We start from the raw sequence: 21,857 nt of genomic DNA, 5'->3' as shown, positions 1-21,857 counted from the left end.
AGGCCCAGCGGTCCGCTCGCAACGATCAGCGCGCCATAATCCCGCTCGCGCCGTGCGCCGATCACGCCCAGCGTGCGCACTTCGGGGTCAACGATCTCGCCCGAGACGTTTGCGCTCTTGAACACCAAGGCCCATGAGGCGCGCCGGTCTGGCGGGCAGGTGACCATCACCCGGTCCATGTTGAGCATGTAGAGCCCGAGCCGGTCCATCATGTGCGGATCGCCAAGGTCGGGCGCAAGGTGATGTTCGCGCGCGTCGATGTGGAAGGTGTGTGGAATGCGCAGCGCTGCACCACCGTCGTCGATCAGCAGCGTATTCACCGCCGCCTCGCCACAGCGCGCCCGGGTCAATGGCCGGACGAGTGCCCGTACCCAAAGGAGGAGGGCGAGGCTGAAGGCGAGGCCGAGCAGGGCCGAAACGCGGGAAAACTCTTCGGTGCTCTTTGTTGCAAAGCCTACGAAAAGTAGCACGGTCTCGGCGCTGAGCAGCGAGAGGATAGCACGACCGCGCGCGAAATTCTGTCGGCGCAGTGCCTGCAGCGTATAGACCTGCAGGCTCAGCGCGATCGTCCAGTAGATCGGCAGCATGACCTGGCTGTGCAAAAGCGAAGCGGGGTCGAGGAAGTTTCCGAGGTAGAGCCAGCTGGCGGCGCCGAAGCCGCCCATGATCGCCGCGCCATCAAGCAGCAGCAGCACGAGATAGATCTGCAGCCGCCGCTGCTCCAGCGACGGTGCGAGCGGAAGCGTTACCCGCTTCCGGTCTTGCGACTGGCGCATCTCGTCTGCCGGGATGTGCATTGTCATCGCTTCAAGCTGCCCCTTGCGCTCTGGCTCACGAAACTCCGGGCTGGAATCCCCTGCCGGAGCTAACGTCTGATCGGTTCCCTGTTGCGACCAATGCTATTCTTATTGCACTGCGCAAAAATACCTAGTGCAGCTACGATAGCAAGCACCAACCTGTCCCAATGTGAGATTCGCCACACCGCGTGACGGAAATCCGCCACGTTTCACCGTGCGGCAGCGCGAGCAATCTCTGCGAGGCCCTGGGCAAGAGCCAGTTCGCCATTCCGGTTGTCGGCGATCAGTGTGCGGTGCAGCAAAACCAGGCGCTCGCACAGGCGCACCAGGCGCGGGCCGCGCCAGCGCTTCAATTGTTGCGTAAGGTCGGCGCGGTCGCGGAAGAATACTCGCCGTGCATCGCTTTCCTGCTGCATGAAGGCGTTGACATCACCACGCTCGCCCAGCCGCCCGGCCAGTTGCACGAGCTGGCCCGCCCTTCGCTCCAGCGCGAGCACGAGGCCGACCGGGTTTATCCCCTGTTCGCGCATGCGGGATAACTCTGAAGGAATGCGTCGCGAATCGCCGCTCAGAACCGCGTTTACCAGCGGCATCATCCCGTCGTCTTCGCTGACTGCGCAGATTTCATCGAGGTCCGCGGCAGATACCGAGCGCGGTGCCTGTGGGCTGGCGTCAAGGTAGAGCACCAGCTTCTCGATCTCGCTGCGCGCCATCCGCGTATCGAGCGCCGTCGATCGGGCGATTCGCTCGGACAGCTCGTCGGTCATGCGCAGTCCCATGCCGTCCGCCATCATCCGCACCGCGCTTGCCACAGCCTTGAGGTCGGGCGGATGGAACATGCCGACCAGCGCATCGGCGCGGTTTTCCAGCAGCTTGGCAATGCGCGACTTGTCGGTGGCCGACGTCGCGACAATGATCACCGGCCAACCATCGACCGGGCTCTGCAGCAGCGTCTCGACCGCATCGTGGGCATCGTCGCCGGTCGCGCGGACATGGATCACCCGCTTGTCGCCGAACAACGACACTGACCGCGCTTCATCAGCCAGACGCACGGGATCGCGCCGGAGCTCTGCGCCGCTCAGGTCAATCTTCTCGGCATCGCCGAACATGCCCGCGATCCTGGCCGCCGCATCGCTCGCGCCCGATTCGTCCGGGCCGCAGAAGTAGAACACGCGGCAGTCTTTCACCGCGCGGGCGGCACTGGCTGCGAAGTTCTTCTGGGTGACCTTCATGCTGGCGTCACCGCGTGATGCTCATGGCTTCTGGCGCAGGCGCACCGAGACGCGGGTGACGATCTGATCGGCCACTTCCTGCGACAGGTTCTCGAGCGCGGTCTGCTCGGCCGCGATCACCGCATATTCGCTGTTGACCACGTCGAACCCGGCGTCGGACCCGGCCGTCGCATCAAGCAGCACCGATCCCGTCTGCGTGTCGACCAGCTGGTAACGGGCGCGCAGCGTGCGGCGTTCGCGGGTGATCGCATCGTTCGAGAGTTGGCCGAGGCCTTCGACGCGATCATCCAGCCGGACATCGAGCCGGTAACGCGCTGCGTCGCCGGTCTTGTCGGCACCCAGCCGGTCGTTCAGCGCATTGCGCACCAGCCAGCCCGATTGACCCTCGATCGGAGAGATGCTCACCTGCGAGAGCGAGCGCGCCAGTTCGCCGCTACCGCCGCCCGCATACATCGGCTGCAAACCGCAGCCTGCAAGCAGCATTATCGGCGCAGCGAGGATCAGCAGGCGCTTATGCGACAAGGTTCACCAGACGGTCGGGCACGACGATCACCTTCTTCACTTCCGCCCCTTCGAGTGCACGCTGCACTTTCTCGGAAGCGAGGGCAAGGCGTTCGAGGTCTTCCTTCGAGGTACCCTTGGCCACGGTCAGCGTATCGCGCAGCTTGCCCTTGACCTGAATGGCGACGGTGACTTCATCATCGACCAGCAGGGCCGGATCGACTTCTGGCCATGCCGCATCGGCAATGAGGCCGGAGCCGAACTTGGCATAGGCCTCCTCGGCGAGATGCGGCATCATCGGGCCGACCAGCAGCAGGACCTTCTGGATCGCAGCGGAGCGGCTGGCCGAAGGCGCGGACTTTTCTATTGCGCCGGTCAGCTCGTAGATGCGCGCCACGGCCTTGTTGAAGCCCAGCGCCTCGATGTCCGATGCAACCAGATCGACGGTCTGGTGCGCCTTGCGGTCGAGCGCCTTGTCCTCGCCAGTGGCAGAAGCGTCATACTGGCCGAACAGGCGCCACAGGCGCTGGACGAAGCGGGCGCAGCCTTCGATCCCGGCTTCTGACCACGGCAGGTCGCGCTCGGGCGGGCTGTCCGAAAGCATGAACCAGCGGATCGCATCGGCACCGTACTTCGCGACGATCTCGTCCGGGTCCACCACGTTCTTCTTGGACTTGGACATTTTCTCCACGCGGCCAACACTTATCGCCTCACCAGTCGATTTTAGAGTGGCGCCGTTGGCGGTCCGGTCGATTTCTGTAGGTGAAACCCATGTTAGCTCGGTCGTTTCAACCGACGGGTCATAATTTTCACCTGGCCAGAAACGCTCAAACTCTTCCGGCGTCATCTGCCGCGTGCGCGCAAGTTGATAAGTCTCGTGCGTGACCATGCCTTGCGTGAACAGGCTGCCGAACGGTTCGGTGACCTCGACCTTGCCGATGCGGGCGAGGGCACGCGTCCAGAAGCGGGCGTAGAGCAAGTGCAGGATCGCGTGCTCGATCCCGCCGATGTACTGCTCCACTGGCAGCCAGCGCTTGATCGCCTCTGGATCGAACGGACGGTCATCAGGCTGGCTGGCAAAGCGCAGGAAGTACCACGAGGAATCCACGAAAGTGTCGAGCGTATCGGTCTCGCGCCGCGCGGGGTGGCCGCACTGCGGGCAATCGACATGCTTCCACGTGGGGTGCCGGTCGAGCGGGTTGCCCGGCACGTCGAAGGTCACGTCCTCGGGTAGCTTCACCGGCAACTGCTTTTTGGGGACCGGCACCACGCCGCACACCTCGCAGTGCACGAACGGGATCGGTGTACCCCAGTAGCGCTGGCGGCTGACGCCCCAATCGCGCAGGCGCCACACGGTCTTGCCTTCGCCCCAGCCTTCGCCCTGCGCGCGGTCGATGACGGCGGCCTTGGCATCGGTGACGTTCATGCCGTTGAGGAAATCGCTGTTCACCAGCATGCCGTCGCCGGCCTCGGCCTCGCCCGCAAATGGCTTGTCCGCATCCGCCGGATCGGCGGCGACCACGCGCAGGATCGGCAACCCATACTTTGTGGCAAAATCGAAGTCGCGTTGATCATGCCCAGGCACGGCCATGATCGCGCCCGTGCCGTATTCCATCAGCACGAAGTTGGCGATGTAGACCGGCAGGTACTTGCCCGTGAGCGGATGGCGCGCGCCGATGCCGGTGTCGAAGCCGAGCTTCTCTGCCGTCTCCAGTTCGGCCGCGGTGGTGCCGCCCTTCTTGCACAGGGCGATGAAGTTCGCCGCCTCGCAGTTGGTTGCCGCCACGCCTTGCGCGATCGGGTGATCGGGGGCGACAGCCACGAAGCTTGCGCCGAAGATCGTGTCGGGGCGGGTGGTATAGACCTCGACACTCTCACCGTTCGACAGGTCGAAGCGGAACTGCAGGCCCTGGCTCTTGCCGATCCAGTTCTCCTGCATCACGCGGACCTTCTCGGGCCACTTGTCGAGCGTGGAAAGGCCTTCCAGCAGTTCGTCGGCAAAGTCGGTGATCTTGAGGAACCACTGGTTCAGCTTGCGCTTTTCCACCAGCGCGCCCGAACGCCAGCCGCGCCCGTCGATCACCTGCTCGTTTGCGAGCACGGTCATGTCGACCGGGTCCCAGTTGACCGTCGATTCCTTGCGGTAGACGAGGCCCGCCGCATAGAGATCGAGAAACAGCGACTGTTCCTGCCCGTAGTATTCAGGCTCGCAGGTCGCGATCTCGCGGCTCCAGTCGAGCGCGAAGCCGAGGCGCTTGAGCTGTGCCTTCATGTTGGCGATGTTGTCGCGGGTCCAGCCGCCGGGGTGGACGCCCTTTTCCATCGCCGCGTTTTCGGCCGGCATCCCGAAGGCGTCCCAGCCCATCGGGTGCAGCACTTCGAAGCCGCGCATGCGCTTGTAGCGCGCCAGTACGTCGCCCATCGTGTAGTTGCGCACGTGGCCGATGTGGATGCGCCCCGAAGGATAGGGGAACATCTCAAGGACGTAGCTGCGCGGCTTGGCGCTCGAATCGTCAGCGCGGAACGACTGCTGCTCGTCCCACACCCGCTGCCAGCGGGTATCGGCGATGGATGGATCGAAGCGTTCTGGAGCAGTGTTCTCGGTCATGCGCGCTCCTCTAGGGAGCGCAGCCGACTCGTGCAAGATTCGCCTGCGATCAGCCTGAAATGGAGGCGCGGCGCAGGTCGCGCGCCTTGGTCAGGATGATGTCTTCCAGCTTCTGCACGGTAGCAGCCTGGACCGGAGCATCGACCCACTGGCCGTTCTGCGAGACCTGACGGCTGGCGGCAACGCGCAGCGCATCGGCGCGCAGGTCCTGGTCGACGATCGAGACGGTGACCTTCACGCGCTCGCCGGGATTCTTGGGGTTGGCGTACCAGTCGGTCACGATCACGCCGCCGTTGCTGTCGGTCTGCAGCAGGGGCATGAACGAGAGCGCATCGAGCGTTGCGCGCCACAGATAGGCGTTGACGCCGATCGTGGTGACCTGACTGGCGGCGAGGTCCGCCTTGGGGCGTTCCTTCTTGCCGCAGCCGGTGGCAAGGACGGCGAGAGTCCCGATCATGATGCCGCGCACGATGAGCTTGCGGGTATTGCGTGCGGTCTTGGCGGTCTTGATCACTACGAAACAGTCCTTGCTTGCGGAAGGTCCCGTCCGGGCGTTGCCGGTCCGAGCTTTGCCGCAGGTTTGCACGCCCGTAAGCGCGCGTTGTCAGATAAGGCCTCTATCACCGCCGCGCGTCATGCGGCAAGCGTGATGAATGCAGGCCGCAAATGGACGCGAACCCGGTGAACGGTCCCTGAATGTGGCGAGAAGGGAATCCTCCGGTGTGGCGAGGGGCTGCGGCACACCTGTGGATAATGGGCCACACTCGAGCGGGATACGTAAGGGGTCACAACAAGGGAGGTGCGAAAGGCTGGAAACATTTGCCCGATAGCCGTATTGGATAACGTGATCGGGGTTTTGGTCGGAGTCGCAATGGCTGTTTGCCGGGCGGATCCGTTCACCGGACGAAAACGTTCTGCGGCATATGAAGCAACAGGGCAGCCATAGTAAGATATGGCATGGCAAGATAAGACAGGGCGCCAAGCGGCCCGGGTTGGGGTAGAAGCGGAAGTATCATGGTTGGCAACGGCAAGGCATCAGCAGGAAAAGGCGCATTGCGCCGCCGCCTGCGTGCGCCGTTGACAGTCGGCGTAGCGGTCGTTCTCGGCCTCGCACTTTCCCCCACGGTCACGTCTGCGTTTTCCAGCGGGTTCGACATGGGCCCGGTAAGCCTTGCCGCACGCGGTGGAATCGGTTCGTTCACCCCGGCTTCGGTGGATGAACGCCTCGCCGCCCAGATCACGGTCCGCGCGCTCAAGAACGGGAAGCTGTTCCGCTTCACGCCGACTGGCACTGATACCCGTCCGACGCGTTCGGTCACCGTTGCCGTGCGCGTCGATGCTCTCAACACGCAGGCCTTTGCCGTTCGCAACGGCATGGCAGACGCTGGTCAGTCGGGTGCTTCGCCGGTTCGCATCGCGCCGATGGCATTCAACCTCGGCCTGTCACGCGGCTACGCGAGCTTCGCGGCCGCTACTCCCTCGGCAGGGTCTGCCGGCCTGCGCGATCTCCCGCGGATCGACATGCCTGATCTTGCCAAGTTCAAGGCAACGACCCCGGCTTCCACGCCCAGCCGCTTTGCGCCGCGCATTGAAGCCGAAGGCCGCGATCAGGCTGGCCGCGCACCGCGCACGCTCGAAGGTCAGGGCGATTATCAGCTCGATCTTGGCGGCAGCTATCGCCTGACCCGCAACCTCAACGTCACGGCCGGCGTACGCTACTCGCCCGAGCGTGACCGCCTCCGTCCGCTGACCGATGGCAAGCAGGACAACCAGGCCGTCTACGTCGGAACCCAGTTCCGCTTCTGACGCCTCTGATTTCGAGAAGAACTTGCTTCGTTGCTGCAGCATTTCTGCAGCTGGCATTCTCGTACTTTCGCAGCATTTACGTATTCGGCAGCTTGTCGCATCTCCGTCATGAACCTACCGTAGTCCCCAGAGGGAACACAGGGAGGTTTTAGCATGTCGCGAGTTGCAGTGGTTACCGGCGGTACGCGCGGTATCGGTCAGGCAATCTGCATGGCACTCAAGGCGCAGGGCCGAACGGTCGTCGCCAATTATGCCGGCAATGAAGAAAAGGCCCGCGCATTTACGGCTGAGACCGGCATTCCCGCCTACCGCTTCGACGTTGGCGATCATCAGGCCACGATCGATGGCTGCGCCCGCATCGCTACCGAAGTGGGTGAGATCGACATCGTCGTCAACAACGCGGGCATTACCCGCGATGGCGTGCTCCACAAGATGAGCTTCGACGACTGGAACGAAGTCATGCGCATCAACCTCGGCGGCTGCTTCAACATGGCGAAGGCCACGTTCCCCGGCATGCGTGAGCGCGGCTGGGGCCGCATCGTCAACATCGGCTCGATCAACGGTCAGGCCGGTCAGTACGGTCAGGTCAACTATGCCGCCGCCAAGTCGGGCATCCACGGCTTTACCAAGGCGCTGGCGCAGGAAGGCGCCAAGTACGGCGTAACCGTCAATGCCATCGCGCCGGGCTACATCGATACCGACATGGTCGCCGCCGTGCCGCCTGCGGTTCTGGAAAAGATCGTCGCCAAGATCCCCGTCGGCCGCCTTGGCCATGCCGAAGAAATCGCCCGCGGCGTCGCTTTCCTCACGGCTGACGAAGGCGGCTTCGTCACCGGCTCGACCATGTCGCTCAACGGCGGCCAGCATATGTATTGATGGAGCGGCGGGCACCGCAATGGTGCCCGCCACCATGATGCCCACGCCCTATCATCCCCCGGTCAAGCGCTCGGTCGAGATCGCAGGACACAAGACCTCGATCAGCCTCGAGCCGTTGTTCTGGGACATGCTGCGTGATGCGGCGCTGGCCGAAGGGGTGCCGGTCAACGCGCTGGTGGCAAGGATCGATGCCGAACGCATCGTCAGCTCAACACCGCCAGGTTTGGCGGGAGCGGTTCGGTTATGGCTGGTTGCGCAACTGCGCGATCAGGACGCCGAAGGCGCGGGCGCGTCCTGAGCCGGAACGGTTGCTTCGGGCAGGGTGGGCAATTCGCGCTGATCCAGCATTTCCGCCGCAGCATCCAGTGCCTTGGCCTCGTCCTGCGTGACGCCGCCGGGCTTTTCCTCTTCGCTCGATCCGCACGCCGCCAGCGCCATCAGCAGCATTGCCATGGTGATCGCGCGGATGTGAGAGTTCATCGGAGCTGGTCCAGTGTCGCAGGGCGACGGCCGGCGAGGATGTCCGTCGCCGACCGTGATCCTGTCAGGTCTTTACTGCGCGGGCGGCGAGGTCTGCTCTTCGCTGCCCTCGGCATCGGCGGCTTGTACGGCAGCAGCGACCGCTGCAGCATTGTTGGCCGCATCGCGCACCGCGTTCGCCTCGGCATCAGCGGCCGAGGAGGCATCGGCTGCAGGCGCCATCGGCGCGGCGGCTGCCGAAGGTTCCATCGCCGGAAGTTCGTCCGCCGGCATTTCGACGGTGTCTTCCGCCGCCGCTTCCGAAGCATCGTCGGACTTGCCGCAGGCCGAAAGGGCCAGCGCTGCGGCGGCGACGATCGCGAGGCTTGCGTACTTCTTCATCGAATTCCCTCTCTTGGGCTGGTCTCGAACTCCACCGCGCCTGCCGATGTCGCCAGGGGCGGGCGGCGCGTGGAGCATTGCGGGGATGTTCTATCGGTGGGCACAGGCTAAGGCAAATGCATCCTTGCCAGGTTTTCGATGAACCGTAACAATTGATATAACGACTTCCTTATATCCGTTGACACGTATAAAGGTTTCTTTATATGCCTTTCCGCATGGCCATTCACGACGCCATTCGCGCGCTTGACGACCCGACGCGCCTGCGCATCCTGCGCCTCCTCGCCAGCATGGAGCTGGCGGTGGGCGAAGTTGCGCAAGTGCTGGGGCAAAGCCAGCCGCGTGTATCGCGCCACATCAAGATCCTGTGCGATTCCGGTCTCGCAGAGCGGCGCAAGGAAGGCGCGTGGGTCTTCCTTCGCAGTTCGGTTTCGGAAGGTTCGGACAATGCGCTTGCCGCAGCGATTGCACGGCTGCTGGCCGTTGCCGAACAGGAAGACACCGCCTTCGGCCGCCGCTGTGCCGAGGACCGCCAGCATCTCGACGCGATCCGCTCCTCGCGCGAATCGCACGCGCTCGAATGGTTCTCCCGCCACGCCGAGGAATGGGACGAGTTGCGCTCGCTCCATATCGAGGATGGTCCGGTCGAGGCGGCGCTCACCGAGATGCTGCTGGGCCTTGCTGGCGACGCAGGGCTTGGCCGGATGCTCGATGTCGGCACCGGCACCGGGCGCATAGCCGAACTGCTCGCCCCCCACGCCGCGCGCGTCGTTGCCTTCGACAAGAGCCCCGACATGCTGCGCATTGCCCGCGCCCGGCTCCAGCACTTGCGCGCCGACAGTGTTGAGCTGGTGCAGGGCGATTTCGCGCAGATTCCCTTTGCCGCGCGCTCGTTCGACACGGTGCTGTTCCACCAGGTCCTGCACTATGCCCAGGCACCCGAGGCCGTGCTGGCAGGCGCCGCCCGCGTCACCGCACCCGGTGGCCGCATCGCCATCGTCGATTTCGCCGCGCATGATCGCGAAGACTTGCGCCAGAGCCACGCCCACGCCCGCCTCGGCTTCTCCGACGCCCAGATCGAGGCGATGCTGCGCGATGCAGGCTTCAGCCCCAACGAAACCCGCGCGCTCGCGGGCCACGAACTCGTCGTCAAGCTGTGGACCGGCGTCCGCCGGGAAGACAGCGTGGCGCAACTCGAACCACGGCAAAGCCGGAAAGCCCAATGAACGCCAGCTACGATCAGTTACGCGAAGCCCGCACCGCGCTCGACACCCCGCTCTTCGCCGGGCTTCCGGGCGACATCAACGTGTCGTTCGAATTCTTCCCGCCCAAGACCGACGCGCTGATGGCGCAGCTTTGGGACGTCGTCGAAACGCTGGGCCCGCTCCAGCCGAAGTTCGTTTCGGTGACCTACGGCGCAGGGGGCTCCACCCGCGATCGCACCCATGGCACCGTCGCGCGGATCATCAAGGAGGCCAAGCTTCCTGCCGCCGCGCACCTGACCTGCGTCGATGCCACCAAGGCTGAAATCCGCGAAGTGGCCGAAAGCTACTGGGAAGCAGGCGTGCGCCACATCGTCGCCCTGCGCGGTGACATGGGCGCTCCGGGCGTGCCCTTCACCCCCCACCCCGATGGCTACGCCAATGCGGCCGAATTGGTCGCGGGCCTGAAGCAGATCGCGCCGTTCGAAATCTCGGTCGCAGCCTACCCCGAAAGCCACCCGGATTCGCCGAGCCAACAGGCCGACATCGACAACCTCAAGCGCAAGCTCGATGCCGGGGCCACCCGCGCCATCAGCCAGTTCTTCTTCGAACCCGAAACCTTCTTCCGCTTCCGCGACAAGCTGGCCGCTGCTGGCATCGACGCGCCGGTCCTGCCCGGCATCCTGCCCGTCTCCAACGTTGCCCAGACGCGCAAGTTCGCCGCGGCCTGCGGTGCTGCGATCCCGGCGTGGATGGACGGCCTGTTCGAAGGCCTCGATACCCACCCTGCCTCGCGCCAGCTCGTCGCCGCCACCATCGCCGCCGAGTTCTGTCGCCGCCTCTACGCGGGCGGCGTGCGCGATTTCCACTTCTACACCCTCAACCGCGCCGAACTGTCCTACGCGATCTGCCACCTGCTTGGCCTTCGCCCCAAGGCCACGGCGCTGGAGAAAGCCGCGTGACCCTTACTCCCTCTGCCGCCCGCACCGCCTTCCTTGAACAGGCGAGCCAGCGCATCCTCATCACCGATGGCGCGTTCGGCACCGAGATCCAGAACTTTAAGCTGTCCGAGGCCGACTACGCCGGAAGGTTGGGCCTCGCGAAGGACCAGAAGGGCAACAACGACATCCTCGCGCTGACCAAGCCGGAAGTCCCCGAATCGATCCACCGCGCCTATTTCGAGGCCGGGGCTGACATCGCCGAAACCAACACCTTCAGCGCCAACCGCATCAGCCAGGCCGATTACGCCGCCGAACACCTCGTGCGCGAAATCAACGTCGAAAGCGCCAAGCTCGCCCGCCGCGTGGCTGACGAATTCACCGCGAAAGATGGCCGCCCCCGCTTCGTCGCAGGCGCGATCGGCCCGACCAACAAGACCCTGTCGCTCAGCCCCGACGTCAACGACCCCGGCTTCCGTGAGATCGACTGGGACCACCTCGTCGATGTCTATGCCGAACAGGTCCATGCCCTTGTCGAAGGCGGCGCGGATTTCATCCTGATCGAAACCGTATTCGACACGCTCAATGCCAAGGCTGGCGTCATGTCGGTGCGTCAGGTCGAGAAGCAACTCGGTCGCGAGATCCCGATCATGATGTCGATGACGCTGACCGATCTTTCCGGTCGCAACCTCTCGGGCCACACGGTCGAAGCGTTCTGGTACGCGATCCGCCATGCCAAGCCGCTGACCGTGGGCCTCAACTGCTCGTTCGGCGCGACCCAGCTGCGCCCGCACGTCAAGGCGCTGTCCGAGATCGCCGACACGCTGATCATGGTCTATCCCAACGCCGGCCTGCCCAACGAACTGGGCGAATATGACGAGATGCCGCAGACCACTGCAGGCCTCGTCAAGGAATGGGCCGATCACGGTCAGGTCAACGTGCTCGGCGGCTGCTGCGGCTCCACGCCTGCACACATTGCCGCGATGGCGCAGGCGGTGAAGGCGCTGCCCCCGCGCAAGATGGCCGTGCCGGAAGTCGCGACGCGGCTGGCCGGGCTCGAGCCGTTCATCATGGCTGCCTGAACCAAGTCCCCCGCCCGCAAGCGGGAGGGGTTAGGGGTGGGCAGCGCCACAACGCTCACCTCGAAGAAGAACAGAACCCACCCCCGACCCCTCCCGGCCCAAGATTCTCGCGGCGGGAGGGGGGAGTAGAAAATGAACACCTCGACTGCCTCTGCCCCCTCCGGCTCCCGCTTCGTCAACGTCGGCGAACGCACCAACGTCACCGGCTCTGCCGCGTTCAAGAAGCTGATCCTTGCAGGCGACTACGCCAAGGCCGTCGAAGTCGCGCGCCAGCAGGTCGAGAACGGCGCGCAGGTGATCGACGTCAACATGGACGAGGGCCTGCTCGATGCGGTCGAGGCGATGACCACGTTCCTCAAGCTGATTGCCGCCGAGCCCGATATCGCCCGCGTGCCGGTGATGATCGACAGCTCGAAGTGGGAGGTGATCGAAGCGGGCCTCAAGTGCGTCTCGGGCAAGCCGATCGTCAATTCGATCAGCATGAAGGAGGGCGAGGACGCCTTCCTGACCCACGCCCGCAAATGCATGGACTACGGCGCCGCCGTCGTCGTCATGGCCTTCGACGAGAAGGGCCAGGCCGACACCAAGGAGCGCAAGGTCGAAATCTGCGAGCGCGCCTACAAGCTGCTCACCGGCATCGGCTTCCCGCCCGAAGACATCATCTTCGATCCCAACGTCTTTGCCGTTGCTACCGGCATCGAGGAGCATGACAACTACGGGCTCGATTTCATCGAGGCCACGCGCGAGATCCGGGCGCGCTGCCCGCACGTCCACATCTCGGGCGGCCTGTCCAACCTCTCGTTCTCGTTCCGCGGCAACGAGATCGTGCGCCGTGCGATGCACTCGGTGTTCCTCTACCACGCTATTCCCGCCGGCATGGACATGGCCATCGTCAACGCTGGGCAGCTGGACATCTACGACCAGATCGACCCGGTCCTTCGCGAGGCCTGCGAGGACGTGGTGCTCAACCGCAAGCCTGCCGCCGATGACGGCAAGACCGCGACCGAGCGCCTGATCGAGCTGGCCGAGAGCTACAAGGGCAAGGATACCGTCGCCGAAAAGGCCGCCGAGGAATGGCGCGGCTGGGACGTTGTGCGCCGTCTCGAACACGCGCTGGTCAAGGGCATCGACGCCTATGTCGTCGAGGATACCGAAGAAGCCCGCGCCGCCATTGCCGCGCGCGGGGGCCGTCCGATCGAGGTGATCGAAGGCCCGCTGATGGAAGGCATGAACACGGTCGGCGACCTGTTCGGTTCGGGCAAGATGTTCCTGCCGCAGGTGGTCAAGTCCGCCCGCGTGATGAAGAAGGCCGTCGCCCACTTGATCCCCTATATCGAGGCGGAAAAGGAAGAAGGCGCCAAGGCCAAGGGCCGGATCATCATGGCCACGGTCAAGGGCGACGTTCACGATATCGGCAAGAACATCGTCGGCGTGGTCCTGCAGTGCAACGGCTATGAGGTGCTCGACCTTGGTGTGATGGTTCCCTGGGCTACGATCCTCGACGTGGCGCAGAAAGAACAGGTCGACATGATCGGCCTGTCCGGCCTGATCACGCCCTCGCTGGACGAGATGGTCACCGTTGCCGAGGAAATGCAGCGCGCAGGCATGAGCATTCCGCTGCTGATCGGCGGCGCCACCACCAGCAAGGTCCACACCGCGCTGCGCATCGATCCGGCCTACGACGGACCGGTCGTCCACGTGCTCGACGCCAGCCGCGCGGTCGGCGTTGCCTCGCAACTCCTGTCCGACACACAGGCCGATCCGTTCATCAAGGCGACGGCAGCAGACTACCAGCATGTGCGCGACGCTCGTGCGGGCAAGGGCGCGTCCAAGCTGCTCAGCCTCGAGGATGCGCGCCTCAATGCCTACGAGCCGGACATGTCGGAAAAGGCCCCGCCACCCGAGCAGCCCGGACGCCACGTGTTCGAGGACTGGGATCTGGCCGATCTGGTCGAGTGCTTCGACTGGACGCCGTTCTTCCGTTCATGGGAGCTGGCAGGGACATGGCCCGGCATTCTCGAAGACGAGATCATCGGTGAATCCGCGCGTAGTCTCTACGCCGATGCCAGCGCGATGCTGGACAAGATCATTTCGGAGAAGTGGCTGACGGCCAAGGGCGTCGCCCAGTTCTGGCCCTGTGCGCGTCATGGCGATGACGTGATCCTGCACCCGAACGATGACGAGCTGTCGGTGCGCCTGCCGTTCCTGCGGCAGCAGTTCATCAAGAGCCGGGGGCGCGCCAACTTCTGCCTTGCCGACTTCATCGATCCGGCGGGCGACTGGATCGGCGGCTTCGCTGTCGGCATCCACGGAATCGACCAGCACCTCGCGCGCTTCCAGGCGGACAACGACGACTATTCTGACATCCTGCTAAAGGCTCTGGCAGATCGCTTTGCCGAAGCCATTGCCGAGCGCCTGCACCAGTACGTCCGCACCACGCTCTGGGCCTATGCTCCGGGCGAACAGCTAACCAACGAGGCGCTGATCCGCGAACAGTACCGCGGCATCCGCCCCGCACCCGGCTATCCGGCCTGCCCGGACCATACGCTCAAGCCGATCCTGTTCGACCTTCTCGATGCCACCAACACCGCCGGCATCACGCTCACCGAATCGCAGGCCATGCTGCCCACATCGGCCGTCTCGGGCTTCTACTTCGCCCACCCCGAAAGCCAGTACTTTGGCGTGGCGACGATCGGACGGGACCAGCTCGAAGACTATGCGACAAGGCGCGGCTTCGAGCTGCCGGTCATGGAACGCTGGCTGCGGCCCAATCTGGATTGAGGACACACTACCAAGCCCCCCACCAATCATCCGTCATCCCGGCGAAGGCCGGGACCCATAACCACTCAGTCCAGCACAACCGCCTGTTCACTAGCGCGACGTTGGCAGCCGATCAGAGGTAATGGACCCCGGCCTGCGCCGGGGTGACGTTGTATGGCGACTTGGCGTCACTGCAGTCTGCTCGCCTCCGCCCGCGACATCACCCGCAACCTGAACAAATCGACCTCCCTGCATCACCCCGTCCGCCTGCGGGAAGGGGGCACGCCATGTTTCATCATCCAAACTCCGTCGTCCCGGCGAAGGCCGGGACCCATAACCTCCCAGCGCAGCACTACCGCCGGTTCACATGCACGAGGTCGGCAGCCGATCAGAGGTAATGGGCCCGGCCTTCGCCTGGGTGACGTGGTGTCACTGCAGCCTGCTCGCCTCCACCCGCGACTGCGCCCGCCGCCTGAGGTAATCGGCCTCCACGCCCGAAACCTCGGCCGGCCCGGCCAGCGCGCCCAGCGCTGCGCCCAGTCCATGCGCGGCCAGTTCGCCCAATGCCACATCGGTATCCTGCCCGAGCTCCGCCGCCAGGGCCTTGAGCACCCGCGCCATCTCGGCGAATTCCACTTCGCTTACCCACGCCGCCTTGCATTCCTCGCGGCGGACGAAGCTGTCGCGCATCTCGAAGCCCATCGCAGATCTCCTGTCCCGGCGGACCCTCCCGCCATCAGGAAAAGCTGTCAGCCGCGTCCGAATCCGCGCTTAACCGCGCGCCGCGCATCTTGCCTGAGCCGCGTGATGGTTAAGCGGTAACCCACTCTTTCCGCGCAGGCGGACCATGAATTCGAATTCCCCATCTGCAACAAGGCCTTGCAACGGCCAAAGGGCATTGGCCGTCTCCCTGAACAGGGATATGGCCTTTCGGATCGATTGGGCAAGCCGTCGCACACTTGCATAGACGACGGCACTTCGGGGGATATTCCAATGACGCCAGCAGCGCCCGCCATGGGCACGACCGAGATTTTCCTGATCGCGCTGACGATCATCCTCGCCGTGCCCTATCTGGCATGGCGGCTGCTCCGCACCGATTACTGGGCCCCGCTGGTGGTGGTGCAGATCATCGGCGGCATCCTGCTCGGCCCCGGCGTGCTCGGCGCGGCCTTCCCCGAATACTACGCCTTTGTGTTCAACCCGCAGGTCATCGGCTCGTTGAATGGCATCGCGTGGTGGGCGGTGATGATGTTCGTGTTCGTGGCGGGTCTTGAACTCGACATCACCGACGCCTGGGCGAACCGTCGCGAAACCGCGATCACCGCGGCCGGAGCCTTGCTCACCCCGCTGCTGACCGGCGCGCTCGCCGCTGCCCTGCTTCTGCGCACGCCGGGCTGGATCGGACCGAATGGCTCCTACCCGCAGGCGGTTCTCGGCATCGGCATGGCCTGCGCGGTCACCGCGCTGCCGATCCTCGTGCTGCTCATGGAAAAGCTCGGCATCTTCCGCGAACCTCTGGGCCAGCGCCTGCTGCGCTATGCCAGCCTCGATGACATCGCCATCTGGGGCGTCCTCGCGCTGATCCTCGTCGACTGGCACCGGGTGGAGCGGCAGGGCATTTTCCTCATCGGCTTCGCCGTCGCTTCGTGGGCCGTCCGCGCCCTGTTCCGCCGTCTGGAGGAGAATGACCGTTGGTACGTCTCGCTGATCTGGCTCGCCATTGTCGGCTTCGCGGCGGACTGGTGCGGCCTTCACTTCATGGTCGGTGCGTTCCTTGCGGGCGCCGTGCTCGATGCGCACTGGTTCACGCGCGAGCGGCTGGACGGCTTCCGCCAGTTCCTCCTGCTCGCCGTGATGCCGGTGTTCTTCCTCTCGACGGGCCTGCGCACCAAGTGGGACGTCGGCGGTCTCGCCGTATTCGGCGCAGCCTTCCTGTTCCTCGTCGCCTCGGTGGCGGGCAAGCTTGCAGGCGTGCGCATTGCCGGGCGCCTGCTCGGCTGGGCCAGGGGCGAGGCTTCGATCATCGGCTGGATGCTTCAGACCAAGGCGCTGATCATGATCATCTTCGTCAACGTCCTGCTCGACAAAGGCATCGTCACCAACGAAACCTTCACCGCACTTCTGCTCATGGCGGTGATGAGCACGATGCTGACCGTGCCGATGGTAACGCCCAAGCTGAAGGCGCTCTCGCACAAGTAAGAGTGGCGCGGGCAGTCGAACTCGCCTCTCCTGCAGTAAAACACCTGAGAGGCCCTGCATGTCTGCAATCGACCCCATCGCCCGCCTGATCGCCATCGAGGAGATCAAGCAGCTCAAAGCCCGTTACTTCCGCTGCATGGACACCAAGGACTACGCCGGCCTGCGCCAGGTCTTTGCCGACGATGCCGTGTTTGATGCCTCCTGCTCGCTCTCCATCGAACCGGCCGAGGACGCGCAGAACTGGACCCATTCGGGCGGCGACCAGATCGCCGCCTTTGTCGAAGCCGCCGTCGACGCCTTGCGCACCGTCCACCACGGCCACTGCCACGAAATCGAACTGCTCTCTGAATCCGAAGCGCGCGGCGTGATCGCGATGGAGGACCAGATCTGGGACGCCGAAGGCAAGCCCTTCCTCCACGGCATGGGCCACTACCACGAAACCTACCGCAAGGAGGCCGACTGCTGGAAGATCGTGACGAGCCGCATCAGCCGGCTTCATGTCATTGTCGGCGCATCCGGCGTGGAATGACCGCGCCCGATCTGCCATAGCGGGCCGGTGAGCCTTACCCAGACCGCATTCCCGGAATCCGAGATCCTCGACCGTCTCCACGCCGTGTTCGGCTTCAACGCCTTTCGCGGCGTGCAGCAGGACGTGGTGGCGCGCGTTCTCGAAGGCCGCTCCACCCTCGCGGTCATGCCCACCGGCGCGGGCAAGTCGCTGACCTATCAGCTGCCCGCCGTCATGCTGCCGGGCACATGCGTCGTCGTCTCGCCCCTGATCGCGCTGATGCACGACCAGCTGCGCAGCGCCACCGCCAACGGTATCCGCGCTGCGACATTGACCAGTGTCGACATGGATCGCGGCCAGACCATCGACCGCTTCCTGTCCGGCGACCTTGACCTGCTCTACGTCGCCCCCGAACGCGCCAGCCAGGCGCATTTCCTCGAGATGCTGAGCCAGGGCCGCGTCGCCATGTTCGCCATCGACGAGGCGCACTGCGTTTCCGAATGGGGCCACGATTTCCGCCCCGACTACCGCCTGCTGCGCCCGCTGATGGACGCCTTCCCCGATGTCCCCCGCCTAGCGCTGACCGCCACGGCCGACCGCCACACCCGCGCCGACATCCTTACCCAGCTCGGCATTCCCGAAGAAGGCCTGATCGTTGCGGGGTTCGACCGGCCAAACATCCGCTACGCCATCGTCCCGCGCGACAATCCTCTGCGCCAGTTGATGACCGTGATCGCGGAAAACCCCGGCCCCGGCATCGTCTATGCCCCCACTCGCGCGCAGGTGGAAAAGCTCAGCCAGCAACTGGGCGCGAGCGGCCGCCCGGTCCTGCCCTATCACGCCGGGCTCGATCCACAGGTGCGCGCCGCCAACCAGTCGGCCTTCGTCGCCTCGGAAGACATGGTCATGGTCGCCACCGTCGCGTTCGGCATGGGCATCGACAAGCCCGACGTCCGCTTCGTCGCCCATGCCGCCTGCCCCAAATCGATCGAGAGCTACTATCAGGAAACCGGCCGCGCCGGGCGCGACGGCGATCCTTCGGTCGCGGTCATGCTCTGGGGCGCCGAAGACTTCATGCGCGCCCGCCAGCGCCTTGCCGAAGTCGAGGAACATCGCCGCGCGGGCGAGCGCACCCGCATCGACGCGCTGGCCTCCCTGGTCGAAACCCCACACTGCCGCCGCGCGCTGCTGCTGCGCCACTTCGGCGAGAACCCGCCGCCGTCATGCGGCAATTGCGACAACTGCCTCGAAGCCCCGCGCGTCACCAATGTCACAGAGGTCGCACGCAAGCTGCTCTCGGCGGTTTACCGCACCGGCCAGTCGTTCGGCTTCGGCTATGTCGAGAAAGTGCTGACCGGCATCGCTGACGAGCGCGTGATGCAGCGCGGCCATGATCAGCTTTCGGTCTTCGGCATCGTCACCGCAGACGAAGCCCCGCTCCTGCGCCCGCTCGCCCGCGCGTTGCAGGCAAGGGGGGCGCTGGTCGCGACCGAGCACGGCGGCCTGGCCCTTGGCGGTGATGCCCGTGCGATCCTCAAGGGCGAGGCGGAAGTCCCGCTCGTGCTGGTGCCGAAAAAGGAAGGCCGCTCCAGCCGACGCAAGGGCGGGGCAGGGGCTGCACTCAACCCCGTCGGCGATCCGGTGTTCGACGCCCTGCGCACCCTGCGCCGCGATCTCGCGCGCGAAGCCGGCGTCCCGCCCTACGTCATCTTCCACGATTCCGTCCTGCGCGAAATGGCCGCCTCGCGCCCAGCCAGCCTCACCGAACTCGGCCAGATCGGCGGTGTCGGCTCCCGCAAGCTCGATGCTTACGGGGACAGGTTCCTTGAAGTGATCCGCCAGTGGTGAGGTAGGATTAGCCCACCCCCGACCCCTCCCGCTTGCGGGAGGGGAGAAGAAAGAGCGAGTCCTGCCCTCCCGCAGGCGGGAGGGCCGCGAGACTTGGAGAGCGAAGCGAACCTAGTCGCAGCGGGGTGGGCAAGCGGTCAGCACGCGACCTTCACCTCCTGCCCCCGCGTCTTCCACAGCGAGAACGCCACCCCGCCCGCAATCAGCGCCAAGGTCACGCCAAGGCTCAGGACCGGCGGAAACTTCTCGCCGCCCAGCAGGAAATCCGAGACGAAGATCTTTGACCCGATGAACACCAGCACCGCCGCCAGCGCGTACTTGAGGTAGGCAAAGCGGTCGATCATCGCGGCCAGCGCAAAGTAGAGCGCGCGAAGGCCCAGGATCGCCATGATGTTAGAGGTATAGACCACGAAGGTATCGGTCGTGATCGCAAAGATCGCCGGCACCGAATCCACCGCGAACACAAGGTCGGCCAGATTGATCACCACCAGCGCAAGAAACAGCGGGGTAGCGGCGTTGACCATCTTGCCGGTCTTCTCGTCCGGCACCTTCACGAAGAAGTGCTGGTCGTGCAGGTCCTTGGTGACGCGCATGTGGCGGCTGATCCAGCGCACGGCGGGGTTGTTGCCGATGTCGGGATCGTGGTCGCTCGTGAAGAACATCTTCACGCCGGTGAACACCAGGAACGCAGCGAAGATATAGAGCACCCAGTAGGCCCGCTCGACCAGCGCCGCGCCGCCTGCGATCATCCCGCCGCGCAGGAAGATCACCGCAACGATGCCCCAGAGCAGGGCGCGGTACTGGTACTTGGCGGGAATCGCGAAGAAGGTGAAGATCAGGCTGATCACGAAGACGTTGTCGATCGACAGCGCCTTTTCGATGAAAAACCCGGTATAGTACTTCATCCCCAGATCCGCGCCCTTCTCGGCCCAGACCCAGACGCCGAACAGCAGCGCGATGGTGATGTAAAAGGCGGTCAGCTTCAGCGATTCGCGGATGCCCATGGCCTTGTCCTCCTTGTGGAGGACGCCAAGGTCAAACGCGGTCAGCACCACGACGAGGCCAAGGAACGCGAGCCAGAACCACGCAGGCGTGCCCAGCCAGTCTGAAAACAGGAATTCCATCAATCAAACTCCAGTCCCGCCGCGCCTCCAATGCGCAAGGCGCAGCGGGCGTTCCTCTATTTCAGACTGTTGCCAGAGCGGCTTCCGGACGCCGCAGGAACAGCGCGGCAAGCCGCGCCTTCACCGTGCTCTTTAGGCTGCGCAGGCGCAGGACATCAAGCGGATCGCGCGCAATGCGCAGCGCCTCGTCCAGCTTCTGGTGGCGTTCCATGAGGCGGAAATAACGGTCGGACATTTGAAAGCTCCCTTGTCGAAGCAGTTGCAACGATCGGGAATGCCGATGCCCGCAGGCCTTAAGTCCGGAAGGAGGGGAAAGAGACCCGGACCCGCTTGGCATCGGCATTACCCGATGCGGTCCGACATCACGAAGCGAACTGCCACCATTGGCCAGAACGCCGCGCCAGAGGGGCCCGGTCCGCTTGGATAATGTGGAGTGATTCGGTCCGGAATGCAAGGGGGTTGTGTAAACCAGCCCACCCCCAGCCTGCGGGAGGGGGCGGGTGTGGGCAAGAGCCACAGCACTCTCGCCCGAATCCAAAACCCCTTGCAACTGCAACCAGATTTGATATTAAAGTGATATCAGATTTAAGGGGAATGGACGATGTCCGAGTCGAAAACGCACTCCGCCAGCACCGAAACCGGGGCATGGTCGATCAGCGGCTATTTCATGCTTATTCTCATGATCGTGCTTGTCGGCCTCACCGCCATGCGCGTTATCGGCTTTGCCAGCGGCAACCCGTCAGAGGCCGAAGTGCCCGGCTTCATTGCCACCATCGCCGCGCTGCCGATTGCCATCGTGTTCATCGCCTCGGGCTTCTACATGATCCAGCCCAATCAGGCCGCCGCGATCAACCTGTTCGGCTCCTATCGCGGCACGGATCGCAACCACGGGCTGCGCTGGGTCTGGCCGTGGATGACCAAGACCAAGATTTCGGTCCGCGCCAACAACGTCGTGTCGGAAAAGCTCAAGGTCAACGATCTGCGCGGCAATCCGATCGAGATCGCCTGCAACGTGGTATGGCGCGTGGCCGATACCGCGCAGGCCCTGTTCGACGTCGATGACTACAAGGCCTTCGTCTTCGTCCAGATCGAAAGCGCGGTGCGCTCGATCGGCTCGCGCTACCCTTATGACGATATCGAGCACCACGAAGTCACGCTGCGCAGCCATCACGATCAGATCAACGACGAACTGCGCACCGAACTCAACGCGCGGCTGGTCCTCGCCGGCATCACCGTCGACGAATGCGGCCTTACCCACCTTGCTTACGCGCCTGAAATCGCCGGTGCCATGCTGCGCCGCCAGCAGGCCGAAGCTGTCATTTCGGCGCGCAAGAAGCTGGTCGAAGGCGCGGTTTCAATGGTCGAGATGGCACTGAACCAGCTTTCGGAAAAGAACGTGGTCGAACTTGATGACGAGCGCCGCGCCGCCATGGTCTCCAACCTCATGGTCGTCCTGTGTGGTGAGCGTGATGCCCAGCCGGTGGTCAACGCCGGCACGCTCTACCAGTAAGTCCCACG

At 64.5% G+C, this 21,857-nt stretch carries 20 protein-coding genes; 11 read left to right on the top strand and 9 right to left on the bottom strand.

All coding sequences use genetic code 11. From position 1 onward, the window contains the following. Positions 1–1,006: 1,006 nt before the first annotated feature. The 4 genes from holA to ACZ1JX_RS13655 are packed head-to-tail and all read right to left on the bottom strand — an operon-like array spanning position 1,007 to position 5,595. A complete protein-coding gene (gene holA / locus ACZ1JX_RS13670; RefSeq protein ID WP_465124068.1) occupies positions 1,007–2,029 on the bottom strand; it encodes a DNA polymerase III subunit delta in 1,023 nt (340 codons plus the stop codon). A gap of 21 nt (positions 2,030–2,050) precedes the next feature. Further along, positions 2,051–2,512 (bottom strand): LPS assembly lipoprotein LptE, encoded by a 462-nt coding sequence (lptE, locus tag ACZ1JX_RS13665; protein ID WP_465126420.1) that lies wholly within the window; start codon positions 2,510–2,512, stop codon positions 2,051–2,053. 28 nt (positions 2,513–2,540) lie between these two features. Beyond that, a complete protein-coding gene (gene leuS, locus ACZ1JX_RS13660) occupies positions 2,541–5,138 on the bottom strand; it encodes a leucine--tRNA ligase (protein ID WP_465124067.1) in 2,598 nt (865 codons plus the stop codon). Positions 5,139–5,187: 49 nt separating this feature from the next. After that, positions 5,188–5,595 carry a DUF3576 domain-containing protein gene (locus ACZ1JX_RS13655; protein WP_465126419.1) on the bottom strand — a complete coding sequence of 136 codons (408 nt, stop codon included), beginning with the start codon at positions 5,593–5,595 and terminating at the stop codon, positions 5,188–5,190. Positions 5,596–6,191: 596 nt separating this feature from the next. Between ACZ1JX_RS13655 and ACZ1JX_RS13650 the strand changes: the two genes are divergently transcribed. The 3 genes from ACZ1JX_RS13650 to ACZ1JX_RS13640 all read left to right on the top strand — a co-directional run bounded on the left by ACZ1JX_RS13650 (position 6,192) and on the right by ACZ1JX_RS13640 (position 8,118). Further along, on the top strand, positions 6,192–6,944 hold the full coding sequence (locus ACZ1JX_RS13650; protein ID WP_465124066.1) for a hypothetical protein: 753 nt from the start codon (positions 6,192–6,194) through the stop codon (positions 6,942–6,944). A 153-nt stretch (positions 6,945–7,097) separates the two neighbouring features. Beyond that, the gene (phbB, locus tag ACZ1JX_RS13645; protein ID WP_465124065.1) at positions 7,098–7,820 is read left to right on the top strand and encodes an acetoacetyl-CoA reductase; all 723 of its coding nucleotides are present in this window, start codon (positions 7,098–7,100) and stop codon (positions 7,818–7,820) included. Between the two features lie 37 nt (positions 7,821–7,857). Continuing rightward, on the top strand, positions 7,858–8,118 hold the full coding sequence (locus ACZ1JX_RS13640; RefSeq protein WP_465126418.1) for a ribbon-helix-helix domain-containing protein: 261 nt from the start codon (positions 7,858–7,860) through the stop codon (positions 8,116–8,118). Here ACZ1JX_RS13640 and ACZ1JX_RS13635 read toward each other — a convergent pair. Then, the gene (locus ACZ1JX_RS13635; protein ID WP_465124064.1) at positions 8,088–8,300 is read right to left on the bottom strand and encodes a hypothetical protein; all 213 of its coding nucleotides are present in this window, start codon (positions 8,298–8,300) and stop codon (positions 8,088–8,090) included. The two genes, ACZ1JX_RS13640 and ACZ1JX_RS13635, sit on opposite strands and share 31 nt — an antisense overlap. 72 nt (positions 8,301–8,372) lie before the next feature. Beyond that, positions 8,373–8,681, bottom strand: coding sequence for a hypothetical protein (locus tag ACZ1JX_RS13630; protein ID WP_465124063.1), 309 nt, complete (start codon positions 8,679–8,681; stop codon positions 8,373–8,375). Between the two features lie 215 nt (positions 8,682–8,896). Here ACZ1JX_RS13630 and ACZ1JX_RS13625 point away from each other — a divergent pair, with 215 nt between their 5' ends. The 4 genes from ACZ1JX_RS13625 (at position 8,897) to metH (ending at position 14,681) form a co-directional block, all read left to right on the top strand. Next, entirely contained in the window at positions 8,897–9,904 is a 1,008-nt protein-coding gene (locus ACZ1JX_RS13625) for an ArsR/SmtB family transcription factor (protein ID WP_465124062.1), read from the top strand. Then, complete coding sequence (gene metF, locus ACZ1JX_RS13620) at positions 9,901–10,842, top strand: methylenetetrahydrofolate reductase [NAD(P)H] (RefSeq protein ID WP_465124061.1); 942 nt, start codon at positions 9,901–9,903, stop codon at positions 10,840–10,842. Before ACZ1JX_RS13625 ends, metF begins: the two co-directional genes overlap by 4 nt. After that, positions 10,839–11,900, top strand: a complete 1,062-nt coding sequence (locus ACZ1JX_RS13615; protein ID WP_465124060.1) for a homocysteine S-methyltransferase family protein — start codon at positions 10,839–10,841, stop codon at positions 11,898–11,900. Before metF ends, ACZ1JX_RS13615 begins: the two co-directional genes overlap by 4 nt. 132 nt (positions 11,901–12,032) lie before the next feature. Beyond that, positions 12,033–14,681, top strand: coding sequence for a methionine synthase (gene metH / locus ACZ1JX_RS13610; protein ID WP_465124059.1), 2,649 nt, complete (start codon positions 12,033–12,035; stop codon positions 14,679–14,681). 408 nt (positions 14,682–15,089) lie between these two features. Here the strand turns inward: metH and ACZ1JX_RS13605 are convergent, their stop codons facing one another. Beyond that, on the bottom strand, positions 15,090–15,362 hold the full coding sequence (locus ACZ1JX_RS13605; RefSeq protein ID WP_465124058.1) for a hypothetical protein: 273 nt from the start codon (positions 15,360–15,362) through the stop codon (positions 15,090–15,092). Between the two features lie 312 nt (positions 15,363–15,674). Between ACZ1JX_RS13605 and ACZ1JX_RS13600 the strand changes: the two genes are divergently transcribed. Genes ACZ1JX_RS13600 through recQ form a run of 3 tightly spaced genes read left to right on the top strand, consistent with a single transcriptional unit; the run spans position 15,675 to position 19,215 of the window. Then, complete coding sequence (locus ACZ1JX_RS13600; protein WP_465126417.1) at positions 15,675–16,859, top strand: cation:proton antiporter; 1,185 nt, start codon at positions 15,675–15,677, stop codon at positions 16,857–16,859. Positions 16,860–16,917: 58 nt separating this feature from the next. Then, positions 16,918–17,388 carry a nuclear transport factor 2 family protein gene (locus ACZ1JX_RS13595; RefSeq protein WP_465124057.1) on the top strand — a complete coding sequence of 157 codons (471 nt, stop codon included), beginning with the start codon at positions 16,918–16,920 and terminating at the stop codon, positions 17,386–17,388. A 27-nt stretch (positions 17,389–17,415) separates the two neighbouring features. Continuing rightward, positions 17,416–19,215: a DNA helicase RecQ gene (recQ, locus tag ACZ1JX_RS13590; RefSeq protein WP_465124056.1), complete on the top strand. Its 1,800-nt coding sequence runs from the start codon at positions 17,416–17,418 to the stop codon at positions 19,213–19,215. 137 nt (positions 19,216–19,352) lie between these two features. On the opposite strand, the gene ACZ1JX_RS13585 is transcribed toward recQ, so the two are convergent. Continuing rightward, positions 19,353–20,339, bottom strand: a complete 987-nt coding sequence (locus tag ACZ1JX_RS13585; RefSeq protein WP_465124055.1) for a TerC family protein — start codon at positions 20,337–20,339, stop codon at positions 19,353–19,355. Between the two features lie 61 nt (positions 20,340–20,400). Further along, positions 20,401–20,574: a DUF465 domain-containing protein gene (locus tag ACZ1JX_RS13580; protein WP_465124054.1), complete on the bottom strand. Its 174-nt coding sequence runs from the start codon at positions 20,572–20,574 to the stop codon at positions 20,401–20,403. 366 nt (positions 20,575–20,940) lie between these two features. Here ACZ1JX_RS13580 and ACZ1JX_RS13575 point away from each other — a divergent pair, with 366 nt between their 5' ends. Then, entirely contained in the window at positions 20,941–21,849 is a 909-nt protein-coding gene (locus tag ACZ1JX_RS13575) for an SPFH domain-containing protein (RefSeq protein WP_465124053.1), read from the top strand. The last annotated feature ends 8 nt before the right edge of the window (positions 21,850–21,857 follow it).

It is taken from the genome of Novosphingobium sp. BL-A-41-Hi4A-0G, from assembly GCF_055521735.1.
The sequence above is the reverse complement of the archived record's forward strand: the minus strand, read 5'-3'. Positions and strand labels throughout refer to the sequence as shown.